We start from the raw sequence: 20,514 nt of genomic DNA on the forward strand, positions 1-20,514 counted from the left end.
GTTGTTAGACTCTATCTGCACACCCAAATTGACGCATTTTCTGCATCACATTATGCTGGATTGCTTCACGAGCTGGAATGAGATATTTTCTTGGGTCATAAACTTCTGTATTATTTTGTAACGTTTTTCGAATGGAGTTTGTCCACGCAATTTGATTATCAGCATTTACATTTATTTTTGCGGTTCCATAGGAAATGGCTCTTTGTATATCTGAATCTGGTATCCCCGTACCTCCATGCAAAACCAATGGGATTCCTGTTAATTGCTGGATTTTCTGCATCTGAGTAAATCCTAGTTTTGGCGCCCCTTTGTAAGGACCATGAACCGAACCTAATGCAGGGGCAAGGCAATCGATGTTCGTTGCCTGTACCAATTGTTCACAATGAGTGGGAATTGCATAGGATGCCTCTGCTTCTGAAAGGACGGTATCATCTTCTTGACCACCGATTCTTCCAAGTTCTGCCTCTACTGTCACTCCTACTGCATGAGCAGCTTTCACTACTTGAGACGTAATCGTTATATTTTCTTCTAGTGAATGCGAGGAAGCATCAATCATGACAGAAGTAAAACCAGCTTGAATCGCTTGTATACACGCATCATATGATGTCCCATGATCCAAGTGTAAAGCTACTGGGACGGTTATTTTCAGCTCCGTAACCAATGTAGAAATAAGGGATGAAATTACTCGATAACCGCCGAAATAAGGAATATAAGGCTCACTTACCCCTAGAATAACAGGAGCTCGTTCTTCCTCAGCAGCTCGAAGAATAGCCTGTGTAAATTCCAAATTAGTCAAATTAAAATGACCAACTGCATACTGATGGCTTTTTGCATCTTCCAGCATTTCTTTCATCGAAGTTAGTAATCCATTATGTTGTGATATATGAATTACCATCTGGCTGTCACCATCTTTTTCCTTGTATAAAACTCTACACCATCGGTTCCATTTGCATGGAGATCTCCATAAAACGAATCTTTCCAACCTGAGAACGGGAAGAATGCCATTGGTGCAGGGACACCTAAGTTTACTCCAAGCATTCCAGCATCGATGGTGTCTCGAAATTGGCGAACTGCTTGTCCGCTATCAGTGAAAATACAAGCACCATTTGCGAATGGCGACTTATTTGCTAAGGAAATCGCTTCCTCCAATGTATCTACTTCTATTACAGAAAGAACAGGCGCAAAGATTTCCTCTTTCCAGATTGTCATCTCTGGCGTCACATCGGTAAAAATCGTTGGACCTACAAAATAACCGTCTAAATCCGATGCAGCATCTTTTCTGCCATCGCGTAATAGAAAAGCACCTTCTTTTTCTCCTGATTCGATATAAGAAATGGTTCTTTCTTTGTGTGCATCACGAATTACAGGACCTAAGAAAACATGTTCATCTAAACCATTTCCAATCTCTATTTTCCCTGTTGCTTCTACTAGTTTTTCTTTGAAAGCAGAACCAATCCCGCCAACTGTAACGACAACAGCACATGCCATACAACGCTCTCCAGCAGAACCAAATGCAGCACCTATAATCTGTGAAACAGCTCGCTCCAAATCAGCATCTGGCATTACGATTGTATGATTTTTTGCCCCTGCGAGTGCTTGCACTCGTTTTCCATGCATGGTACCTGTTTGGTAAACATATTTGGCAACCGGTTGCGAACCAACAAAGGAAATCGCCGTTATATGTGGATGCTCGAGCAGCCCATTTACGACATCACGGGCACCATGCACCACATTCAAGACCCCTGCTGGCAGCCCTGCTTCGTGAAACAATTCAGCTAAGCGATTTGCCAGCAATGGAGTTCTCTCGGATGGTTTGAGTACAAATGTGTTCCCACAAGCAATCGCCAAAGGAAACATCCAACAAGGGACCATCATTGGAAAGTTAAACGGAGTGATTCCACCAACTACTCCAACGGGATATCGATACATCCCCGACTCTATACCTGTTGCAATATCGGGCAATTGTTTCCCCATCATCAACGAAGGAGCACCTGCTGCAAACTCGACACACTCCATACCACGTTGTACTTCTCCATAAGCTTCTTTGTAACTTTTTCCATTTTCTTGAGTAATCAATCGTGCTAATTCATCCCAATGATCAATCAACAACTGTTGATAGCGAAATAAAATCCGAGCTCGTCTTGGAACTGGTACCTGGCTCCAACTCACAAAAGCCTGTTTGGCAGCAGCTACAGCAACATCTAAGTCTTGGCGATTTGACAAAGGAACATAGGCGATTGTCTCTCCCGTAGCTGGATTGGGAACTACTTCCGATTGATCGGAGGTAGATGCTTGCCATTTTCCGTCAATCCAATTTTTTAATTTTTCCACCGTAGTCATTTGCTCATCTCCTCTGCTGCATACTTTTGGATATAATTTTCTACTTGTTTCTCGGTTGGCATTGCATCGGAAGAACTATGACTCGAAACGACGATCGCTGCTGCGGCACTCCCAAAATTCATACTAGCAGTCAACTCCCAGCCGGAAAGGAGTCCAAATAGAAGTCCAGCTGCATATGAATCACCAGCACCAAAGGTTTTGATCACCTTAGCAGGAAAGGATCTCCCTTGATGTTTGACACCATCAGATGTATAAGCTATAGATCCTGATTTTCCATGTTTGATGATCACTATTTTTGCCTGATGTTCAAACCAATGAGATGCTGTCTGTTCATCTGTTGGTAACGTTTGATTCACATGTGCCTCCATCTGATCAAACTCTTCTCGTGTTCCCAAAATCAAATCGCTTTTTTCCGCAACCAAACGATAATAAATTCCTGTTTCGATCGTTGATTTCCATGTATATGGACGATAATCCAGATCAAAAACGACCACTGTATGATGTTTTTTAGCATACTCTAATGCCAGAAACACTGCTTCTCGAGAAGGACTTGCAGCGAGTGCTGTTCCCGAAATAAGCAAGATTTTCGCTTGTTTGATATAGTTCTCATCTACTTCAGACGGTGTTAATTGCAAATCTGCCACGTTATCTCGATACATCAAAATGCTACAATCTTCTGGGCTTTTGATCTCGGTAAAAGCAAGTCCTGTAACAGCACCAGTATGATCCGTCACCACTCTAGAGTGATCAATGTGATTATGGTTTAAATACTCATGAATGAAACTTCCCATTTGATCATCAGCGATTTTTCCAATAAAACCTGTTTTCACTCCCAAGCGAGACAAACCGATCGTAATATTTGCAGGGGAGCCACCAACATATTTGGTAAACGTGATTGTTTTTTCCATTGGGCGATTGATTTCATTTGCATTTAAATCAATTGCCAATCTACCTAATCCAATAAAATCTAAAGCTGTATCTTCTTTAAATGTCAAATAGTTCACGAGTGATCCACCTCTTTCCCTCGCTCTAACAACCACTGATGATCGAGATCATTTTTAAACTTCCATGTTCGAACAGGCCCTGCCATTACATTCAAATAATAAAGATCATATCCTGGAGGAGCAGACACAGGATGATAGCCTCTTGGAACAAGTACAACATCTCGATCAGAAACAGTTAATGTCTCATTAAGTGATCGATCATCCGAATATACGCGTTGGATAGCAAACCCATTTTTGGATGAGATGCGATGATAATAGGTTTCTTCCAAATAAGACTCTTCTGGTAAATTATCCTCATCATGTTTATGAGGCGGATAGCTTGACCAGTTCCCTTCTGGTGTAAATACCTCAACTACTAATAAAGAATCTGCTTTTTCACCTTCAGGTAAAATATTATGAATCAATCGCTCTGTATTCCCAGATCCCCGCACTTCTATGCCAACTTCCTCTGGAAGAATTAATCGAGTAGCATAGGTTCCTTTTCCTGGCGCATAACAAACCGCAACTTCAAGCGGAGTAATCGCCTCTATTTCAATTTGATCATTGGTAGTTAAATAAATAGAAAAAGGAGGTATTCTTTCAAAAGGAGTAGCCCTCTTCCCTAGATTCTTCCAATGAAATGTACGAGTTGACACATTGGCTTGACCACTGAGAAGAACAAAGCAAAACTCTTGATTTCCTGATGTCTGTTGTACTTTTTCACCAGGTTGCAGCGTATACACTTCAAAACCTATATATTTCCAATTTGCTAAAGCTGGGGAAACGGCTACGGTTTTCCCACTCCCATCAGGAGACGTACTAGGAATAATCAAATTCGACATGTTTCTCCCTCACTTTTTCCTAACTGTCTCTGTTTTTATCTTACAGCTTTCTCGCTTGTTGAATTGCCGCTTCTGTTTCTACATATGATTGCTGCACTTTAACATTATTTGATACTTCCGCTACCCCTACTTGCCACCAAGCATCATACCCATCTGAATTTGTTCCAGGTAAAACCTTTACTTCTATCAGTGTAGAACGCTCTTCTTTTCGTGCTTCCTGCATTGCTTGATGTAATTCCTCCAGACTTTGAACCCGAAATGTTCGAGCTCCTAGTGCTGCTGCATATTGAGCAAAATTCACATCCAATATTTCTCCGGTCAGTTGTTTTGTCACTGTTGATCGTTTTCGAAACTCGTTGCCGAATCCTGCACTTCCGTGTTCCCTTTGTAAATTATGAATACATTGAAAGCCATGGTTATCCAAAAGGATGATATTTATCTTTTTATTTTCTTGGATACTTGTCAAAAGTTCGGAATGGAGCATCAAAAAACTGCCATCCCCTACTACAGCAAATACTTCTCGTGAAGGTTCTGCTAATTTCACACCAAAAGCACCGCTGACCTCATAACCCATGCAAGAAAAACCATATTCCAAATGATATGATTTTGGTTCATAGCTCCTCCAGAGACGATGAAAATCGCCAGGGAGACTCCCTGCTGCACAAACAACTACATCCTTAGGGGATAATGAGCGATTTAATTCACCTAAGACACGTGTCTGAGATAATCCCTCAGGTACCTCCATGGAATACAATCGATCTACTTCCTGATTCCATTGTCGTTGTAACTCTTGGATTTCTTGATCCTCATAGGCAGTTCGATAGCCTAATTCATCTAGTTTTTGATGCAAATAAATCAATGATTCTTTTATATCTGCCACAATTGGTTTCCCATTTAATTTCAAAGCATCTGCTCGGTTGATATTTATGTTGAGAAACTCCACATCTGGGTTAGCAAATGCAGTTTTGGAGGCAGTAGTAAAGTCGGAATAACGTGTTCCGATTCCGATAATGAGATCTGCTTTTTTAGCAAGTTGATTAGCTGCTGAAGAACCAGTTACCCCCATTGCACCCACATAAAAAGGATGATCAGCGGCTAATGCACTTTTCCCTGCCTGTGTCTCTGCTACCGGTATGCCAAAATGTGCTGCAAACTGGCTTAATTCACTAGTTGCCAGCGAATAGTGAACGCCGCCACCTGCAATAATCAGCGGGCGTTTTTTGTGGCGAAATAAATCCAATGCATTTTCCGTTGCAGTAGGTGTCATCGATCTTCGTTCCATCACATGAACTTGTTTTTGAAAAAAAGATAATGGGTAGTCATATGCTTCACCTTGGACATCTTGTGGCAAAGCCAAGGTCACTGCCCCTGTATTTTCCATATCTGTAAGAACCCTTATCGCTTGCTGAGCTGCACGAATTAATTGCTCCGGTCGTTCGATGCGATCCCAATATCGGCTAACAGGACGAAACGCATCCGTTGCTGCTATCGTATAATTCGTAGGATCTTCTACTTGCTGTAGCACAGGATCTGGTTGCCGTGAAGCAAAGTGATCACCTGGCAGCAACAATACAGGTATCCGATTCACTGTTGCAGTTGCTGCTCCTGTTACCATGTTTAAGGCACCTGGTCCAATCGAAGATGTACAAGCATAAATCCCTAAGCGATTCAATTGTTTCGCAAATGCAGTTGCAGCATGAACCATTCCTTGTTCATTTTTCCCTTGGATAAAAGGCAAGTTATGGGAGTCATTCTCCAATGCCTCGCCGATCCCTGTCACATTTCCATGCCCAAAAATCCCCATTACACCGTGTACAAATTTATACTCCACACCGTCTAATGAAACATATTGCTGATCTAAAAAACGAAGCAGTGCTTGTGCCATTGTTAAGCGTATTGTCTCTTGCATATCTTCCTCTCCGATCCAAAAAGCCTTATTTACTACCGATGGATACAGGTTTTCCTTCTCGTAACGATTGTTTCGCAGCATGAGCGATTACCTCTGCATGCCATGCATCAGAGCCATCAACTAATACGGATCGATTTTCTTGGATAGCTTTAATAAATTGGCGTAATTCTTCGATGTAAGCTTCACGATAGCGTTCTAAAAAGAAAAATTTTGGTTTATCTTGATAAACACCTGCTGTTGTGAAAAGCTGAGCGGTATTGGAATAATCATTTTCAATCCGAATACATCCGTCTGAACCAAAAATTTCTACTCGTTGATCATATCCGTATACTGCTTTGCGACTATTATCGATCACTCCAAGCGCACCATTGGCAAATTTGAGTGAAATGATAGCAGTATCTACGTCATCATACTTAGCAAAAACAGAATCTATCAGCGTTGCTCCTTGGACATAGACTTCTACTACTTCACTTCCAGCAAGAAAGCGAGCCATATCAAAGTCATGGATCGACATATCCATAAACATCCCGCCAGAATGTGCGATATAATCACTGGAAGGCGGCTCAGGATCACGAGATGTAATTTTGATGAGATGAGGTGCTCCAATTTCATTTGCCTCTACCATGGCACGAGCACGCTGAAAATTGTGATCAAAGCGTCGATTAAATCCAACTTGTAATTTAATTCCTAACTCAGAAGCTCTTTGCAGCGCTCTTTCTGATTCAATCAAGGAAAAGCTCACTGGTTTTTCACAAAAGATATGTTTGCCAGCTTCCGCTGCTTCCATCAATATTTGTGGATGGGTATTCGTCGGAGAGCAAATCAGCACAGCATCAATATGTGAGTCTGCTAGTATTTGATGATAGTCGTCAGTAACCATAGAAATCCCTACTCCATCTGCCCATTCCTGCACACTTGTAGCAAATAAGTCCGATACACTCTTCACTTCTACATCCGAAAAAGTCTTGAGATTCTCAGCATGCAAACGGCCGATACGACCTGCACCTATCACTCCAATCGTCACTTTTTTCACTTGGATGACCCCTTTCTTTCCACATGAACTTTAAGTGTAAGAAACTCCGAAGCATGTAAACGAGGTAGCAAAAATTGATCCTCTTGTTTTTCTAATACTTGGCCTGTCTCTTCTTCGCGAAGATTGACGACCGTTACCTTAGTTGCATCAACCGTCAAACGGCCAGGTTGGCTGGGTTGTCGTCCGCTGTTGTATATTCGAATAATGATATCCTCATCTTTGTCTGCCTTCTTTAAAGCACTCAACACGAGATTATCTCCATCTACTTTTATAAAAGACTGCGTGAATGGTAGTTTTCCACCTTCGGTTGGTTCCATCATTTGCTCGGAAATAGCTGGATTAATAAATTGATGCGCTTGTGCAACAACATGCCCCTCATCATAGTTTCCTTGATGAGGATAAATGGCATAGGAACAAGTAAAACTCCCTTTCATTTGCGCGGCAGGTGCTGACAATTCAATTCCACTTACCCTGCCGGGACGGATTGCTAAATCTGGTTTTCCCACATGTCCCACAGAGCGCAGCAAGGTGAGGGCGATGGTAGAATCATTGATAATTTCGTATTCTGGTAAACCATTATTAAAAATAGCTAATCCCGTTTGTCCATCATTTAGATCCACAAATGATTGTTGCGGGTAAATGGGAAGTGGTTTTTCATTATAGCCTTCTTCTTTCCATGTATTTGGAAAGTCTAATTGGTTGGAACGGGAGAGAACGCCAAAATGATCTTCCGCATGCGATTGGGATGCTACCACTCCCGTTGGAAAATGAACTCGCAGTCGGTGGTTTTCAGACTGATTTAGAATCGTAGTCTTAACGTCTACTTGTTTCATCCCCTCTTTCAGGGAAACAAAGGAACGAATCGTAAAGGGAAGTTTTTCTTCACTTCGAGTATTCCTATTCGTAAGATGTGCGGGCAAATCCAGTTGATGATCAATTTGATATACAATCTCTAATTTACCTTCGCGAATTAATTGGATAGATGCTTGATTATTTGCTGTTGTGATTACTTGGTCTTGATCAAGTGGAGAAAAATTATATTCATCCCCAGCATCCCCATGATCTTCAAACAACAATAGGCCAGAGACGGTTTTTTCTGTTTGCTTATCTATAATGACAAGAGTGCCATTATCTGCAATCGAAACAGCAAGAAATTCATTTTCCATTCCCTTTTCTAAACGTTTTAAATGACTGTTTATGGATAAATGAGATGCCTGACCTTCGACTGCTTGCAAAACTACATATCCACCAGCTGGTAGGATCTTAGCTGAAATTAGAATAACACTCTCTTTCACCCAAATACGCGAGCCTTTCATCGCCATATTGATACTTAAAGAGGCCAAATCAAAGTCCCGTACGCTCACTACTTCGAACGGTATCTCATTACCCGATGGATCGTATAACTGAAACTCTCCCTTTTCGGTGTAAACACGCAGCTCAACCGTATCCGTTCTCTTTGCAGGAAGTGTGTTGTATACGAGAATCGGTTTTCCTTTTAAGTGGGAAGCATCCAAATTGGCTTCCATGAATTTTGTTGTCGTCCGTAATAACGCTTTGCTAATTTGATCGATCTTGTCAAAACGAGATAGGATATCCTGATGAACACCATCTATACAACAAGAACAGATACTATCGTGCGAATGATTTTGTAATAGATATTTCCAAGCCTGCTGAATTTGTCCATTCGCATCCCGTCCACCAAACAAGTATTGATTTGGATATTGATTGGCCAATAAGTATTCAAATGTTTTAATTGGCTCTACTACTTTCTCTAGTTTTACTTCTGTCTGTTTATTTTTGGATTTAATATCCATACGTGATGAAGTAATACCTGCATGGATTCTCATATCTTTGGGATTTCGTAATTCACCCTTGAGCAAATCATATTTTTTTGGTTCTTGTTCAATTTCCTCAAACGCTTTTTCAGGATGACTAAACTCTACTCGAAACTCTTTCTTTTCTCTTTCCCATTTCGCATTTAACTCTTTTATCAGCTCTGTCATCATTGGATGAGGGGCTGCATGATCCGAACCACTCATCAGCATAATATGCTCACCTGGGAAACGTTCTGCTATTTTTTCTGTCGTTTCTAACAGATGTGTTTCCGCTTGATCCATATCGAAGGGAAGATATCGATTATAGCCATATCCCAGTGGTAGATGCAGAGTCAATATTTTTGTGCCATTTGGTGATTCCCACATAAATATCGTATCTGGTGTATCCTCCCATGAAACCCCACGCCAAATAATCACTTTCTCTAATCCCATTTGCGTCAAGATTTGTGGGATCTGAGCAGCTTGTCCAAAGGAATCTGGCAAATAGCCTAATTTCATCGAATACCCAAATCGTTCAGCCATTTCTGTTCCAATCTGCAAGTTACGGATAATGGATTCGCCACTGACTAAAAATTCATCTGGTTGTGTATACCAAGGACCAACAAAGATTCTTTTATCTGCAATTAATTTTTTCAATCTAGCTTCGTTTTCTGGACGAACTTGCAAATAATCTTCTAAAATGACCGTTTGTCCATCAAAAGTAAAAAATAAAAAGTCTTCGTTTGTTTCCAAGAGATCCAGTAATTGATCCATCACATATACAAGACGTACACGAAATTCTTCAAAGGTTTTGTGCCATTCCCGATCCCAATGGGTATGATTAATCAAGTGTAACCGTTTCAAGCTGATCGCCTCACTTCAAAAGAGAACAGTGCATAGAATCCCATGCACCGTTTATATTTTTAAGCTTTTGCATTAACTTCTTCATCCCATGCAGCATCTAGATCATCATCAAAATTTTCATCTGACTGTACTTGTTCTTTTCGCAGCAAGGCAGTTGTTACACCAATAAAGAAGGCTCCTACCGCAATGGAGAGAACATATAATGGCCAGTGATGTACTGTAAGCCATCCATAAAATCCACTAATAGGTGCTTCGTTTACCGTACCAATTCCTACTGCAAGTGCAGCAGCTAATGCAGAACCGATCACGTTGATTGGTATGACCTTCCCAGGTGATTCTACTGCAAAAGGGATTGCTCCTTCACTGATACCGACAAGACCCATAATGAGCGAAGAACGACCTGCTTCTCGTAACTCTCGATTGTACTTTCGTTTTGCAATAAGGGTGGCAATTCCCATTCCAAGCGGAGGAACGATAATCGCTACTTGAGCTGCTGTGTTTGGTTCAAATACTCCAGATGTCAGTAATGCCATTGCAGTGGTAACAGCAGCTTTGTTTACTGGTCCACCTAAGTCAAACCCAACCATAGCTCCAACAACCAATGCCATTAAGATTTTATTTCCTCCAGACATCCCTTTGAGCCAAGCTTCTAGCCAGTGATTTAGATCAGCAAGCGGGATACCTACAACATAATTAATCAATAATACCGAAATCAAAGTCCCAAAGACGGGGATAAGAAAAACCGGAACAATCGATGAAGCAACAGCTGGTAATTTCACATATTTTTTGATCAGGAGACAGGCATAACCAGCAATTAAACCTGCGACTAGTGCTCCTAGAAATCCTGATCCTAGATCTCTAGCAAGCAGTCCTGCAACTAAACCTGGAGCAATTCCAAGCTTGTCCGAAATTGAAAACGCGATGAACGCTGCAATTGTCGGAAGCATCATACTGAGTGCTGATCCACCAAAACCATCCAAACTGTGGAGAAGTTTGATGAAACCGTTTGCATTTTGTGCATATGAAGCATCCCATATATCTTTTATTCCGTAAAAACTAGCACCTACACGAGCAAAAGCCATGATCACTGCTCCGGCGATTACAAGTGGAATCATATAAGATACACCTGTTAGTAAATGACGCTTCAATTCAGAACCTAGTGTTTTGATAGACATGGTAAACCCTCCCATTTATCTAGGTGATTATGATATTAGATTCAAAGCATCTTCAATTACTTTTTTTGCATCTTTAATTGGAGCACTAACAGCAACGTGATGTACTGTTTTCCCTTCAAAACGTTGATCTTCTCTTACTTTTGTATCCACTGCCATGATGACCACATCTGCAATTTCTAAATCTTTGGAAGTAATCTTATTCTCAATCCCAAGTGCGCCTTGTGTTTCCACTTTTATCAGATGCCCTAATGCTTTAGCACCCTTTTTCAATGCGGTTGCAGCCATAAATGTATGAGCAACTCCAGTAGCACAAGCAGTCACTGCAACAATTTTTTTACGCATCTGAACTCTCCACCTTTTGTTGTTTGGTCAATAATGAGATTAATTCTTCCATTGATTCAGAACGAATTAATTCTTTCACAAAACGTTCTTCCATTAGTAGCTCTGCTAGTTGTGCTAACATTCGCAAGTGCACATCGTTTTGATCTTCTTCTTTTACTGCTAACAAGAAAATCAAATCAACCGGTCTCTCATCCAGCGATTCCCATTCGACAGATGTCTCACATTTTCCAACAACCAGACATGTTTCCTTTACAGCAGCGGATTTTCCATGTGGAATAGCTACACCGTTTCCCACTCCCGTTGTTCCATCTGTTTCACGCTCTAACACAGCTGATTGATAAGCTTGCTTGTTTAATAATTTTCCATTTTTGTCTAGCAAATCAACCAGTTGACTTATAGCTTCTTGTTTTGTTTGTGCTCTCAAATGCATTTTTATGAGGTTTTTTTTAAATAACCGTTCTATATTCATAGCTGCTCTCATCCATTCACCTGAGATTTGATCTAGTCAGACCTGAAAGAAATTGTTCTAAGTTGTCTTCGTCTTGTGTGAGATCATAAAAAGCATCAAAAATGGTAGGTAATTGCTCCATTATTTCGGAACCCATAGCTAACAAAAAAACTGTCTTTACCTCTTGTCCATCCCAATCTACTGTTTTCTTTAACTTTGCTACTGCAATGACAGAACGCTTCACATAAAGAGGATCACCGTGTGGTGTTGCAAAACTCCCTATTGCAGTAGAAGCTACTGCTTCTCTTTTTAAAGCGCTTTCTATATATTCAGCAGTGGTATATCCTTGATGAACCAAAAGATTCCCCATTTGATGAATCACTTCTTCTTTCGTTGAGGCATCTAATTCCTCCCAAATGGCCTTAGGATCTATCAAGGCAAGAAACTTTTGCATCGCTTGTTTTCTCTCTGAATTTACTTGAATACTTTTAGCCGTTTTCTCAATCTGTTGAAACTCATCTTCCGTAAGTAAAGGTGAAATCTGCACGATTGGAATAGAATCTAATTCAATTGGAATAGTTGAAATGACAAGATCTACTTGATGATGTTCTTGTAAAGCTTTTGGCAAATCTGACATAGATACAATGGCAATAATTTTTAGAGCGGGTTGGAAATGCCGCCGTAATTTTGCTGCTAAAAATTGCGAACTCCCCACACCAGAACTACAGACTACAATTACTTGTAAAACGGGGTCCTTCTCTTTTAAACGCTCTAATGAAGCACCAAAATGCATAGCGATATAAGCAATTTCATTGCGGTCTACTGTTAAATTCCATTTCTTTTCTAAGATGGAACAAGCTGCGACGGCTGCTTCAAAGGAAATACGATATTGCTCATAAATTTTTCTGGTATAAGGATTATGAATCGGCATTTGATGCCTCAAACGATTAATTGCAGAGCGCATGTGGATTAACAATCCATTCAACAAAGATGGATCATCTGAAAAATTAATCTGAATCCGCTCGGAAGCAGCTTCAATCATCTCCATTACAATCGAGTGATAAGGTGAAATGGATGAATTAATGAAAACATCAGCTTGAATTTTAGCTCCTAATAAATGTATGGTCACATAATCTACTTCGGCTTCTGGAAAATGAATCGCATAATCGCTGGACAACTTCTTGATTAATTGAATCGCTATTTCATATTCTCGCTCTTGTTTTAACTCGGCTGACTCGCTTTGTTCAATAACGACTTGATTTCCTTCACGAATACGACTGATTGCAATGGCAAGGTGAATGAGAAGAGCATGAAAAGCAAAATCTGAAAACCGATAGCCAAGTTCATTTTCACATTCTCGAATACGATTCTCTAAAATATCTAAATTAATATTTTGAAACAAATTTTTCATATTGGTATGACTATATGCCGTTTTCTCCCCTAACAATGAATCTTCTTCATCATGACCAGTTATAAGGGCAGAAAACAATTCTCGACGCATTTTTTCTGTACCTAAAAGATGCAAACCACGATTTGGCCGTTTCTCTAACTGTAGCCCATATAACTTGAGTTTTTTTTCTACTTCTGGGATGTCTCTCTCAATCGTTGCACGGCTTACAAAAAGTTCATCTGCAAACCAATTCATCGTTAGGTATTCGTTCGTTTCCAGCAGTCGCAGTATAATAAAATTTTGCCGTTCTTGTGCACTATTTGGAATCGAACTCCATGATACAGGAAGCTCTCGCTGAATATTTAATTTGGCTTTATCATCTCCCTCGATCCATATGCCAACTTTGGGCTTACGCTTTAAAGTTAGACCATAATCTTGAATATAATCAGCAATAATGTCCAACTCTTTGGAGATGGTTCTTTCAGAAACCTTCACCTGTTTGGTTAATTCTTTCACTGTAGTATGGGGTCTGGATTGTAACAAACAATAAATAATTTGTTTGCCTCTATCAGAAAGTGTGTTCATGTATAACACCATCTTTGATTATATTGTAACGAACATTCTCCATTGGAAATACCACATGATGTATGGGATTCATTCCTGCAAAACAAGGTCATACTCTATAAGTATTATCCATATAAAAAAGATTAGTAACACGCTGGAGGAGTTGCGGCAATAATATCTAATTTTCCTTCCAAAATGAATTCTCCAAAGTCATAGGGGAGAATAAAATGATCTCCTTTTTTAACTGGATACCGTTCTTGCCCTTGTCTGAGCATCCCTTCACCCTTCACCACACTTGCTAATATATACTGATTATGTGCGGAAAGTTTTAGAGAATGATGTACCCCCCACTTATAAACAGAAAAAAAATCACCTTGTAACAAAGTCTGTACTCGTCCACCTGATTCGAAATTTGTTGTAATTGATGATTTTACATCTGGATTTGGAACTGTAATAACATCTAGCGCTTTTTGGAGGTGCAGCTCTCTAGTATGACCGTTTTGATCCATACGATCATAGTCATACAGCCGGTATGTCACATCTGAACTCTGCTGTACTTCTAATACAATTGTTCCAGCACATAATGCATGTATCGTCCCACTGGGCACATAGAAAAAGTCTCCAGGTTGAATGGGAATTTCTCGAATTAAACCTTTCCATTCTTTATTATTTATCATCTGCAATAAGTCAAACTTCGTTTTCGCATGGTGTCCATAAACCAACTTAGCATCATCTTCACAATCAATTACATACCAACACTCTGTTTTTCCTAAATCATTTTCTATTTTTTGAGCATATTCATTATCAGGATGCACTTGAATCGAAAGATCCTCATGTGCATCTAATATTTTCACTAAAAGCGGAAAATCTTTTATTTTTGGTGAACCAAATATTTCTTGATGGTTATCCCAGAGTTCGCGTAATGTTATTCCGCTAAATATCCCATTTCTCACTACATTACTCCCATGCAGATGAGCTGAAATTCCCCAGCATTCTCCTACCTTTGATGACTTTAGGGGATAATCAAAAAGTTTTGCTAACCTATGACCACCCCAAATCCTCTCTTGAAAAATCGGCTCTAGAAATATTGGTCGTAGACTCAACAGACTCCCTTCTTCCTATTGGTGTGATAGTATCCTATATTTTGAAGTATAAAAGAGTTGATATAGGAGATTGTCAGCAAGAATAAAGGGATTAAAAACTGCAAATTGTTTTCTTTACATTTACCCCTCCTAATATTCGTTCTATAATCAAATGGGATTAAACAAAAACAGAAAGCCAAAACCCCTTGTATATCAAGGGAAATTGGCTTTTGTTTAGTGAGTGTCGATTCTACTTCCATAACTAATCCAGTATGATCATAGATTCAAGAAAAGGATAAAGGAGACTACTATTCCTGTAGCCTCCTTTATCCTTTTTACTAAATTACTTTCCTGATGATGGATGTTTATAGGTTACAAAGTTAGGTTCAGATCCATGGGGGATTCCCATATCCACTAACTTCTCATATAATTTACGTTTATCCGATGCCTGAATCACTACATAATCAGACTTTCCAACCGCAACTCCATTACTTGCACTTGTTCCTCCCAATACACCACCTTGAAACTGTTCTATATTTTTCTTAGGGATAGATTTATATAAGCTTGCTAGCGGTAAGAAGTTAGACGGCGGGATATCATAAGATAAATTATCCCCTATTGCGTTAGCAATTCCCGATACATCTGTAAGAGAACTGAAACTTCCTAATTTGGCTACAAGTTTTTCAATCACTTGTTGTTGACGAATATTTCGGCCATGGTCTCCATTTGGATCACTATGACGCTGACGTACATATGGAAGAGCACACTCCCCATTTAAGTGCATGGGACCTGTTTTAAACCTACAAACCCGATCAAAAGTACTTATATGAAAACTATAAGGAACATACACATCTACTCCACCAACTGCATTTACAAGATCAATAAATCCTTTAAAGTTGATATGAGCATAATAGTCAATAGCAACTCCTCCTAGAAAATTGGAAACGGTATCGAGCACATTTTGGGTGGGATCTACTTTTTTATTTGTAAGACCACCATAAGCATAGTTATAAGCAGCATTGATTTTCGTACGTACTCCGTTTGTATTTGCAATCGGTACAATCGTATCACGTGGAATATTTACGATAAGTGCTTTCTTCTTTTCTGGATTAACCACAAGCAGCATTAACACATCTGTACGTTCTCCAAATGCATCCGGGTTGTTCAGTTTCTTTTTATCTGAATCATAGTTATCTGTTCCCATAAGTAATAAAGTAAATGGCTTGTCCAACGTTACCGGAGCTGAACGATATTGTGATATAGGAGCATCTTTATATCCTTTTCCTAATGCATTCCAGAAAGTAAAAAAGATATAACAACCAATTCCCATTATAATAATCAAGAAGATAATCAGACTTCTAATGATCCATTTCTTTTTATTTTTCTTGTGCAATTTCTTCATACGGGAAGGTGTTCTTTTTTCAGTGGATGTACTTGCATACATGGGCTAGCCTTCTTTCGTTGTTTTCGAAATAAAGTGGATGTTAATCCTACTATTTTTATAATTTTTCTTTCAAAAATAGATACCTTTTGTATCTTGGTAAGAAATTGTAGAAATACGTTTGAACAAGATTCCTATTATTCATAATAAAGTTCCTTCAAAGAATCGTCTATCTATCACCATTTGAATATTTTGCGAATACTCTCCAGCACATCATCGCTGGTTTGGGAGCAAACGATTGTTCATGTGTTTAAATGAAAACACTAGACTATATTATAATAGAAAAAAAGAACGATTGATTAGCAAAATATTGGATTTGTTTTACAGAAAGGTAGATTAGTAATTAGTGACGATGTAAAAGTAGAAATTACATAGAAGCACTTTAGTAATTTCCTGCCATTAAAAAATGGCTGATGTATCGATATGATCATCAGCCATTTTCATTGTACCAAACACAAAAAACTTTCCAGTTGTTATTCATTCCTCTATTGATACTTCTGAAGACTTTCTGTTGTTTTTAAACCAAGTAATTTCGATATGCTGGGAAGATCCATACCATCATTTAAACATCGTTTGATAAATGTATTTCGTAAAGATTGGGCACTATGTTGAGCTTTTCCAAAGGCTTGAAAATACTTTTTCACAATGTAATGAAGTGCTTGACGAGTCAACTGCTTGCCCTCTAAACCAGAAGGAAAAAGAAAGGAAGAAGGATTAGAAAGAGATATCCAATCTGACAATAAGTTAGTAAGAAAAGGAGTGAGTGAAAGATCCCTTACATCCCCATTGTCATCTTGTACTTTTAAAATTTGCGGTTTGGCTAAAAAATCATTTCTTTTTAATTGAATGACTTCTGATACTCGTAATCCTAAACACAGCATCACATATACCATGCAGATATTTCTCATTCTTTTCCATTCATTTTTTTCTTTCTCCACTTCTACTATCAAACATCGTTCTTCTTCGTCAGATAAAGATAAGACTGATTTGGACGAAGATAAAGTACGTGGTAAACCAATGGCTTTCATCGGATTGGTTTTGGAGTATCCTTCCAGTTCAATAAAACTCCAATACGTTTTCAACGCTGCTAATTTTTTATGGATGGTAGTAGGAGCTAGATTAAAACTTCCTAAATACGCTAACCACTTAATAATATGCACCATGGTAATTTGGCTTGGGCATACTAAATCATCGTACTCTTCTTGTATCCATAGCAAAAAGGAATTGACAACATGAAGATATTCATAAATTGTCCGTGATTTCTTATTTCGAAATAGCAACCATTCCGTAAATTCATTCATTAATACTTGATAGTTAATCCCATATGATCATACCTTTCTCTCCATGCTCGAATTCGTACCTTACTAATTATTACATATTCCCATTGGAAATGGGATTACCAAGTATCTTACATACACCCTGATTTATCCATCATTTTTTGTTTATTTGTTTAATAGAGAAAAAAATGACTACAAGATGCTTACAAATAGATTGCTTTTCTGTTACGAAATATAATGTTTTGTATGAATACATAAAATCTATTGATATTTTTTACCGAACTCGTATACTGGTGATTAGTATGATCAAAAGTTAGACACATCTTATTTCATTGGAAAGGTGAACAAATTGAAACCAAAAACACGCTTTATCCCGATTGCTACCGTATTTCTTGCATCTCTTCTTCTAGCTGCTTGTGGAAACCAAGATACGGCAGATAACAACAAAGTAGAGATTCCTACGTCTGATGTTTCCATTGTAGATGGAGATACCATCAAAGTGAAAATGAAGAAGAAAACGGAAACGGTTCGTCTATTATTAGTGGATGCACCAGAAATGAATGATCCAAAAGATGGAAAACAACCTTTCGCTGATGAAGCAACCACCTTTCTCACCCATTTGATTCAGTCATCCAAAACATTGACATTAGAAAAGGACACCTCTTCTCGAGATCCATATAAACGATTTTTAGCTTATGCTTATGTTGATGGAAAAAGCGTAGAGCAAACTCTATTAGAAAATGGATTGGTTCGTGTTTATCAAGATCCAAAAAACCACAAATACTTAGACACCTATAAACAAACAGAAACAAAGGCAAAGCAAAAGAAAATCGGAATCTGGTCATTGGATAACTATGTACAGTCCGATGGATTTCATCCAGAGTCTGTAAAATCCGACAAAATAAAAATTACAACTAACAAAAATGGATTTGTAGCAAGCTCAAACAGTGATGTTTATCATCCTGCTAGTTGTAAACAAGTAGTAGATACCATCAAGGAAGAAAATCGAATCTATTTTAAAACAGAAGAGGATGCTAAAACCAGTGGTCGTCACCGCAGTCAAGTACAAGATTGTTGGAACTAGAAATTCTTATTTTTTCTAGCAGCGGTGTCTCTACCATTAGGACAGATCAAAAATCGGGAGGAAATCGAATTGTTTAAAAAATTTATGGCTAGTCTCGGACAAGGTGGGGCGAAGGTAGATCTTGTACTTTATGAAGACCATTTTGCCCCCGGTGAAGAAGTAAAAGGAGAACTACACATCTATGGAGGAACAGTGGAGCAATCCATTGATAAAATTGACGTAAAGTTGGAGCTAGAAATACATGACCACGAGCATCATTTTCATCAAACGATAAGTAGAGTTCCATTTCATACGACTTTTGTGATTCACCCTAACGAACAAAAAACTTTTCCATTTGATTTCCGTCTTCCAAGCAATTTACCGATATCTGGGCATACTGTTTCTTACTTTTTTCAAACAGAATTAGATATCATAGGTGGGAAAGATCATACGGATCGTGATTTTATTTCTATCGTCCCTCCTCATGAATTGCAAAATGTGCTTACTGCACTACAAAATCTCGGTTTTCATGAGAAACATGAATCGCGCTCCTTTAATGGACAAGTTCAAGAATTCGAGCTTTATCCAACCAGTTATTTTCGAGGAGAAATCGAAGAAGTGGAATTTACGGTTGCCATTTTACCAGATGGATTAGATTTACGGCTAGAAGTTGACCTATTATCCTATGGACATGAAAAAGAGGTCAAACATCGCGTATTTTTAGATCATCATTTACTCCACGACGCCTACCGATTGGAATCGTATTTTAAAGATTTGTTAGAAGAATTGGTTCATGCCTATGGATCTGGTTCTCATTCCAGTCATCATGAGCACTATGAACATCACGAACATCATTATTACGATGATCATGAACATGGTCATAACCATCATGGAAGCGGAGTTGGAGCCGCTGTAGGTGGATTTGCTGCTGGAGCCATCGGTGGATATGTTCTATCTGAAATGTTAGACAATGACGATGACGACGATAATGATATTGAAGATTTCTTCGAAGATGAAGAAGACTAAAAAAACGCCTACTAGGCGTTTTTGTCTTTTTCATTTGTTTTATAAATCTGTGTCCATTTTTGCTGACACTTCATACATAAGCGATTTCCTTTTAATCATCATCAGATTGAAAGAAAAGAAATACAAACTGTAACAATTCAGTCACAGCGTATAATGCGGCCGCAACATAAGTAAGTGCTGCTGCACTTAGTACTTTATTCATTCCATGCTCTTCTTCTCTATGAATGAAACCATTACGGACAAGGATTTGTTTTGCTCGACTACTCGCATTAAATTCAACTGGTAATGTAATCAATTGAAAGGCAACAGCCACGGAGAAGAAAAGAATCCCTACAAGAAGTAAGCCAGACATTTTAAGGAAAATGCCTGCCAAAAGCAGGATAGGTGCAATTCCGGAAGTTATGTTCACTAATGGAAACATTCGATGTCTTATGGCTAGAGCTCCATAAGACTCTTTATGTTGAATCGCATGACCGCATTCATGTGCTGCTATTGAAATGGATGCGATGGAAGAACCTGCATATACACTTTCCGATAAGCGAACAGTACGAGCCGTTGGATCATAGTGATCTGTTAGCTGGCCATGAACCATCTCAACAGGAACTCCATGTAAACCGTTTTGATCTAGAATCCTTCTTGCAACCTCAGCTCCTGTTATTCCTGAATGCGTTAGATAGTTAGACCACTTGTTGAAATTCCCTTTCACCTTGAATTGTGCCCATATTGTAAGACCAAATGCTAGGATAGAAACGATATATAGAAGAATTGACATGTCAAACCTCCTGAAAGAAAAGCATCGATTTTGATCTTTTTAGGCAAAAAACCTTTTATTGTAAATCCATTATACGATACAGCATTGTTTTATTTATTGATAAAATGTTACTGAATTGTGAATGAACAAATCTATAAACTCACACAGCC

The 20,514-nt window shown here is 38.8% G+C and carries 17 protein-coding genes; 2 read left to right on the top strand and 15 right to left on the bottom strand.

The genetic code is table 11. The annotated features are described in order from the left end of the window. Window positions 1-4: 4 nt before the first annotated feature. The 14 genes from fba to AC5WOE_RS09050 form a co-directional block, all read right to left on the bottom strand. Window positions 5-895 carry a class II fructose-1,6-bisphosphate aldolase gene (gene fba / locus AC5WOE_RS08985; protein WP_496050664.1) on the bottom strand — a complete coding sequence of 297 codons (891 nt, stop codon included), beginning with the start codon at window positions 893-895 and terminating at the stop codon, window positions 5-7. Next, window positions 889-2,340, bottom strand: a complete 1,452-nt coding sequence (locus AC5WOE_RS08990) for a CoA-acylating methylmalonate-semialdehyde dehydrogenase (RefSeq protein ID WP_496052406.1) — start codon at window positions 2,338-2,340, stop codon at window positions 889-891. Before AC5WOE_RS08990 ends, fba begins: the two co-directional genes overlap by 7 nt. Continuing rightward, complete coding sequence (gene iolC / locus AC5WOE_RS08995; protein ID WP_496050666.1) at window positions 2,337-3,344, bottom strand: 5-dehydro-2-deoxygluconokinase; 1,008 nt, start codon at window positions 3,342-3,344, stop codon at window positions 2,337-2,339. Before iolC ends, AC5WOE_RS08990 begins: the two co-directional genes overlap by 4 nt. Next, a complete protein-coding gene (gene iolB, locus AC5WOE_RS09000; protein WP_496050667.1) occupies window positions 3,341-4,165 on the bottom strand; it encodes a 5-deoxy-glucuronate isomerase in 825 nt (274 codons plus the stop codon). Before iolB ends, iolC begins: the two co-directional genes overlap by 4 nt. Before the next feature lie 40 nt (window positions 4,166-4,205). After that, the gene (iolD, locus tag AC5WOE_RS09005) at window positions 4,206-6,074 is read right to left on the bottom strand and encodes a 3D-(3,5/4)-trihydroxycyclohexane-1,2-dione acylhydrolase (decyclizing) (protein ID WP_496050742.1); all 1,869 of its coding nucleotides are present in this window, start codon (window positions 6,072-6,074) and stop codon (window positions 4,206-4,208) included. Window positions 6,075-6,099: 25 nt separating this feature from the next. After that, window positions 6,100-7,107 carry an inositol 2-dehydrogenase gene (iolG, locus tag AC5WOE_RS09010; RefSeq protein WP_496052407.1) on the bottom strand — a complete coding sequence of 336 codons (1,008 nt, stop codon included), beginning with the start codon at window positions 7,105-7,107 and terminating at the stop codon, window positions 6,100-6,102. Beyond that, on the bottom strand, window positions 7,104-9,785 hold the full coding sequence (locus AC5WOE_RS09015) for a glycoside hydrolase family 38 N-terminal domain-containing protein (RefSeq protein WP_496050669.1): 2,682 nt from the start codon (window positions 9,783-9,785) through the stop codon (window positions 7,104-7,106). The genes iolG and AC5WOE_RS09015 overlap by 4 nt, the downstream gene beginning before the upstream one ends. A gap of 59 nt (window positions 9,786-9,844) precedes the next feature. Continuing rightward, window positions 9,845-10,960, bottom strand: a complete 1,116-nt coding sequence (locus AC5WOE_RS09020) for a PTS fructose transporter subunit IIC (RefSeq protein WP_496050670.1) — start codon at window positions 10,958-10,960, stop codon at window positions 9,845-9,847. A 27-nt stretch (window positions 10,961-10,987) separates the two neighbouring features. After that, window positions 10,988-11,302, bottom strand: a complete 315-nt coding sequence (locus AC5WOE_RS09025) for a PTS fructose transporter subunit IIB (protein WP_496050671.1) — start codon at window positions 11,300-11,302, stop codon at window positions 10,988-10,990. After that, complete coding sequence (locus AC5WOE_RS09030; protein ID WP_496050672.1) at window positions 11,295-11,783, bottom strand: PTS sugar transporter subunit IIA; 489 nt, start codon at window positions 11,781-11,783, stop codon at window positions 11,295-11,297. Before AC5WOE_RS09030 ends, AC5WOE_RS09025 begins: the two co-directional genes overlap by 8 nt. A 4-nt stretch (window positions 11,784-11,787) precedes the next feature. Further along, window positions 11,788-13,725 carry a BglG family transcription antiterminator gene (locus AC5WOE_RS09035; RefSeq protein WP_496052408.1) on the bottom strand — a complete coding sequence of 646 codons (1,938 nt, stop codon included), beginning with the start codon at window positions 13,723-13,725 and terminating at the stop codon, window positions 11,788-11,790. A gap of 122 nt (window positions 13,726-13,847) precedes the next feature. Next, window positions 13,848-14,807 carry a mannose-6-phosphate isomerase, class I gene (gene manA, locus AC5WOE_RS09040; RefSeq protein ID WP_496052409.1) on the bottom strand — a complete coding sequence of 320 codons (960 nt, stop codon included), beginning with the start codon at window positions 14,805-14,807 and terminating at the stop codon, window positions 13,848-13,850. Window positions 14,808-15,129: 322 nt separating this feature from the next. Continuing rightward, a complete protein-coding gene (locus AC5WOE_RS09045) occupies window positions 15,130-16,230 on the bottom strand; it encodes an LCP family protein (RefSeq protein ID WP_496052410.1) in 1,101 nt (366 codons plus the stop codon). A 482-nt stretch (window positions 16,231-16,712) separates the two neighbouring features. Further along, entirely contained in the window at window positions 16,713-17,528 is an 816-nt protein-coding gene (locus tag AC5WOE_RS09050) for a tyrosine-type recombinase/integrase (RefSeq protein ID WP_496052411.1), read from the bottom strand. 325 nt (window positions 17,529-17,853) lie between these two features. Between AC5WOE_RS09050 and AC5WOE_RS09055 the strand changes: the two genes are divergently transcribed. Together AC5WOE_RS09055 and AC5WOE_RS09060 are read left to right on the top strand one after the other, a co-directional pair. After that, complete coding sequence (locus AC5WOE_RS09055; RefSeq protein ID WP_496050677.1) at window positions 17,854-18,588, top strand: thermonuclease family protein; 735 nt, start codon at window positions 17,854-17,856, stop codon at window positions 18,586-18,588. 69 nt (window positions 18,589-18,657) lie between these two features. Further along, window positions 18,658-19,593, top strand: a complete 936-nt coding sequence (locus tag AC5WOE_RS09060) for a sporulation protein (protein ID WP_496052412.1) — start codon at window positions 18,658-18,660, stop codon at window positions 19,591-19,593. A 91-nt stretch (window positions 19,594-19,684) separates the two neighbouring features. Here AC5WOE_RS09060 and AC5WOE_RS09065 read toward each other — a convergent pair whose 3' ends face one another. Further along, a complete protein-coding gene (locus AC5WOE_RS09065; protein WP_496052413.1) occupies window positions 19,685-20,365 on the bottom strand; it encodes a zinc metallopeptidase in 681 nt (226 codons plus the stop codon). Between the last annotated feature and the right edge of the window lie 149 nt (window positions 20,366-20,514).

This window comes from Shimazuella sp. NTD248, assembly GCF_059510395.1.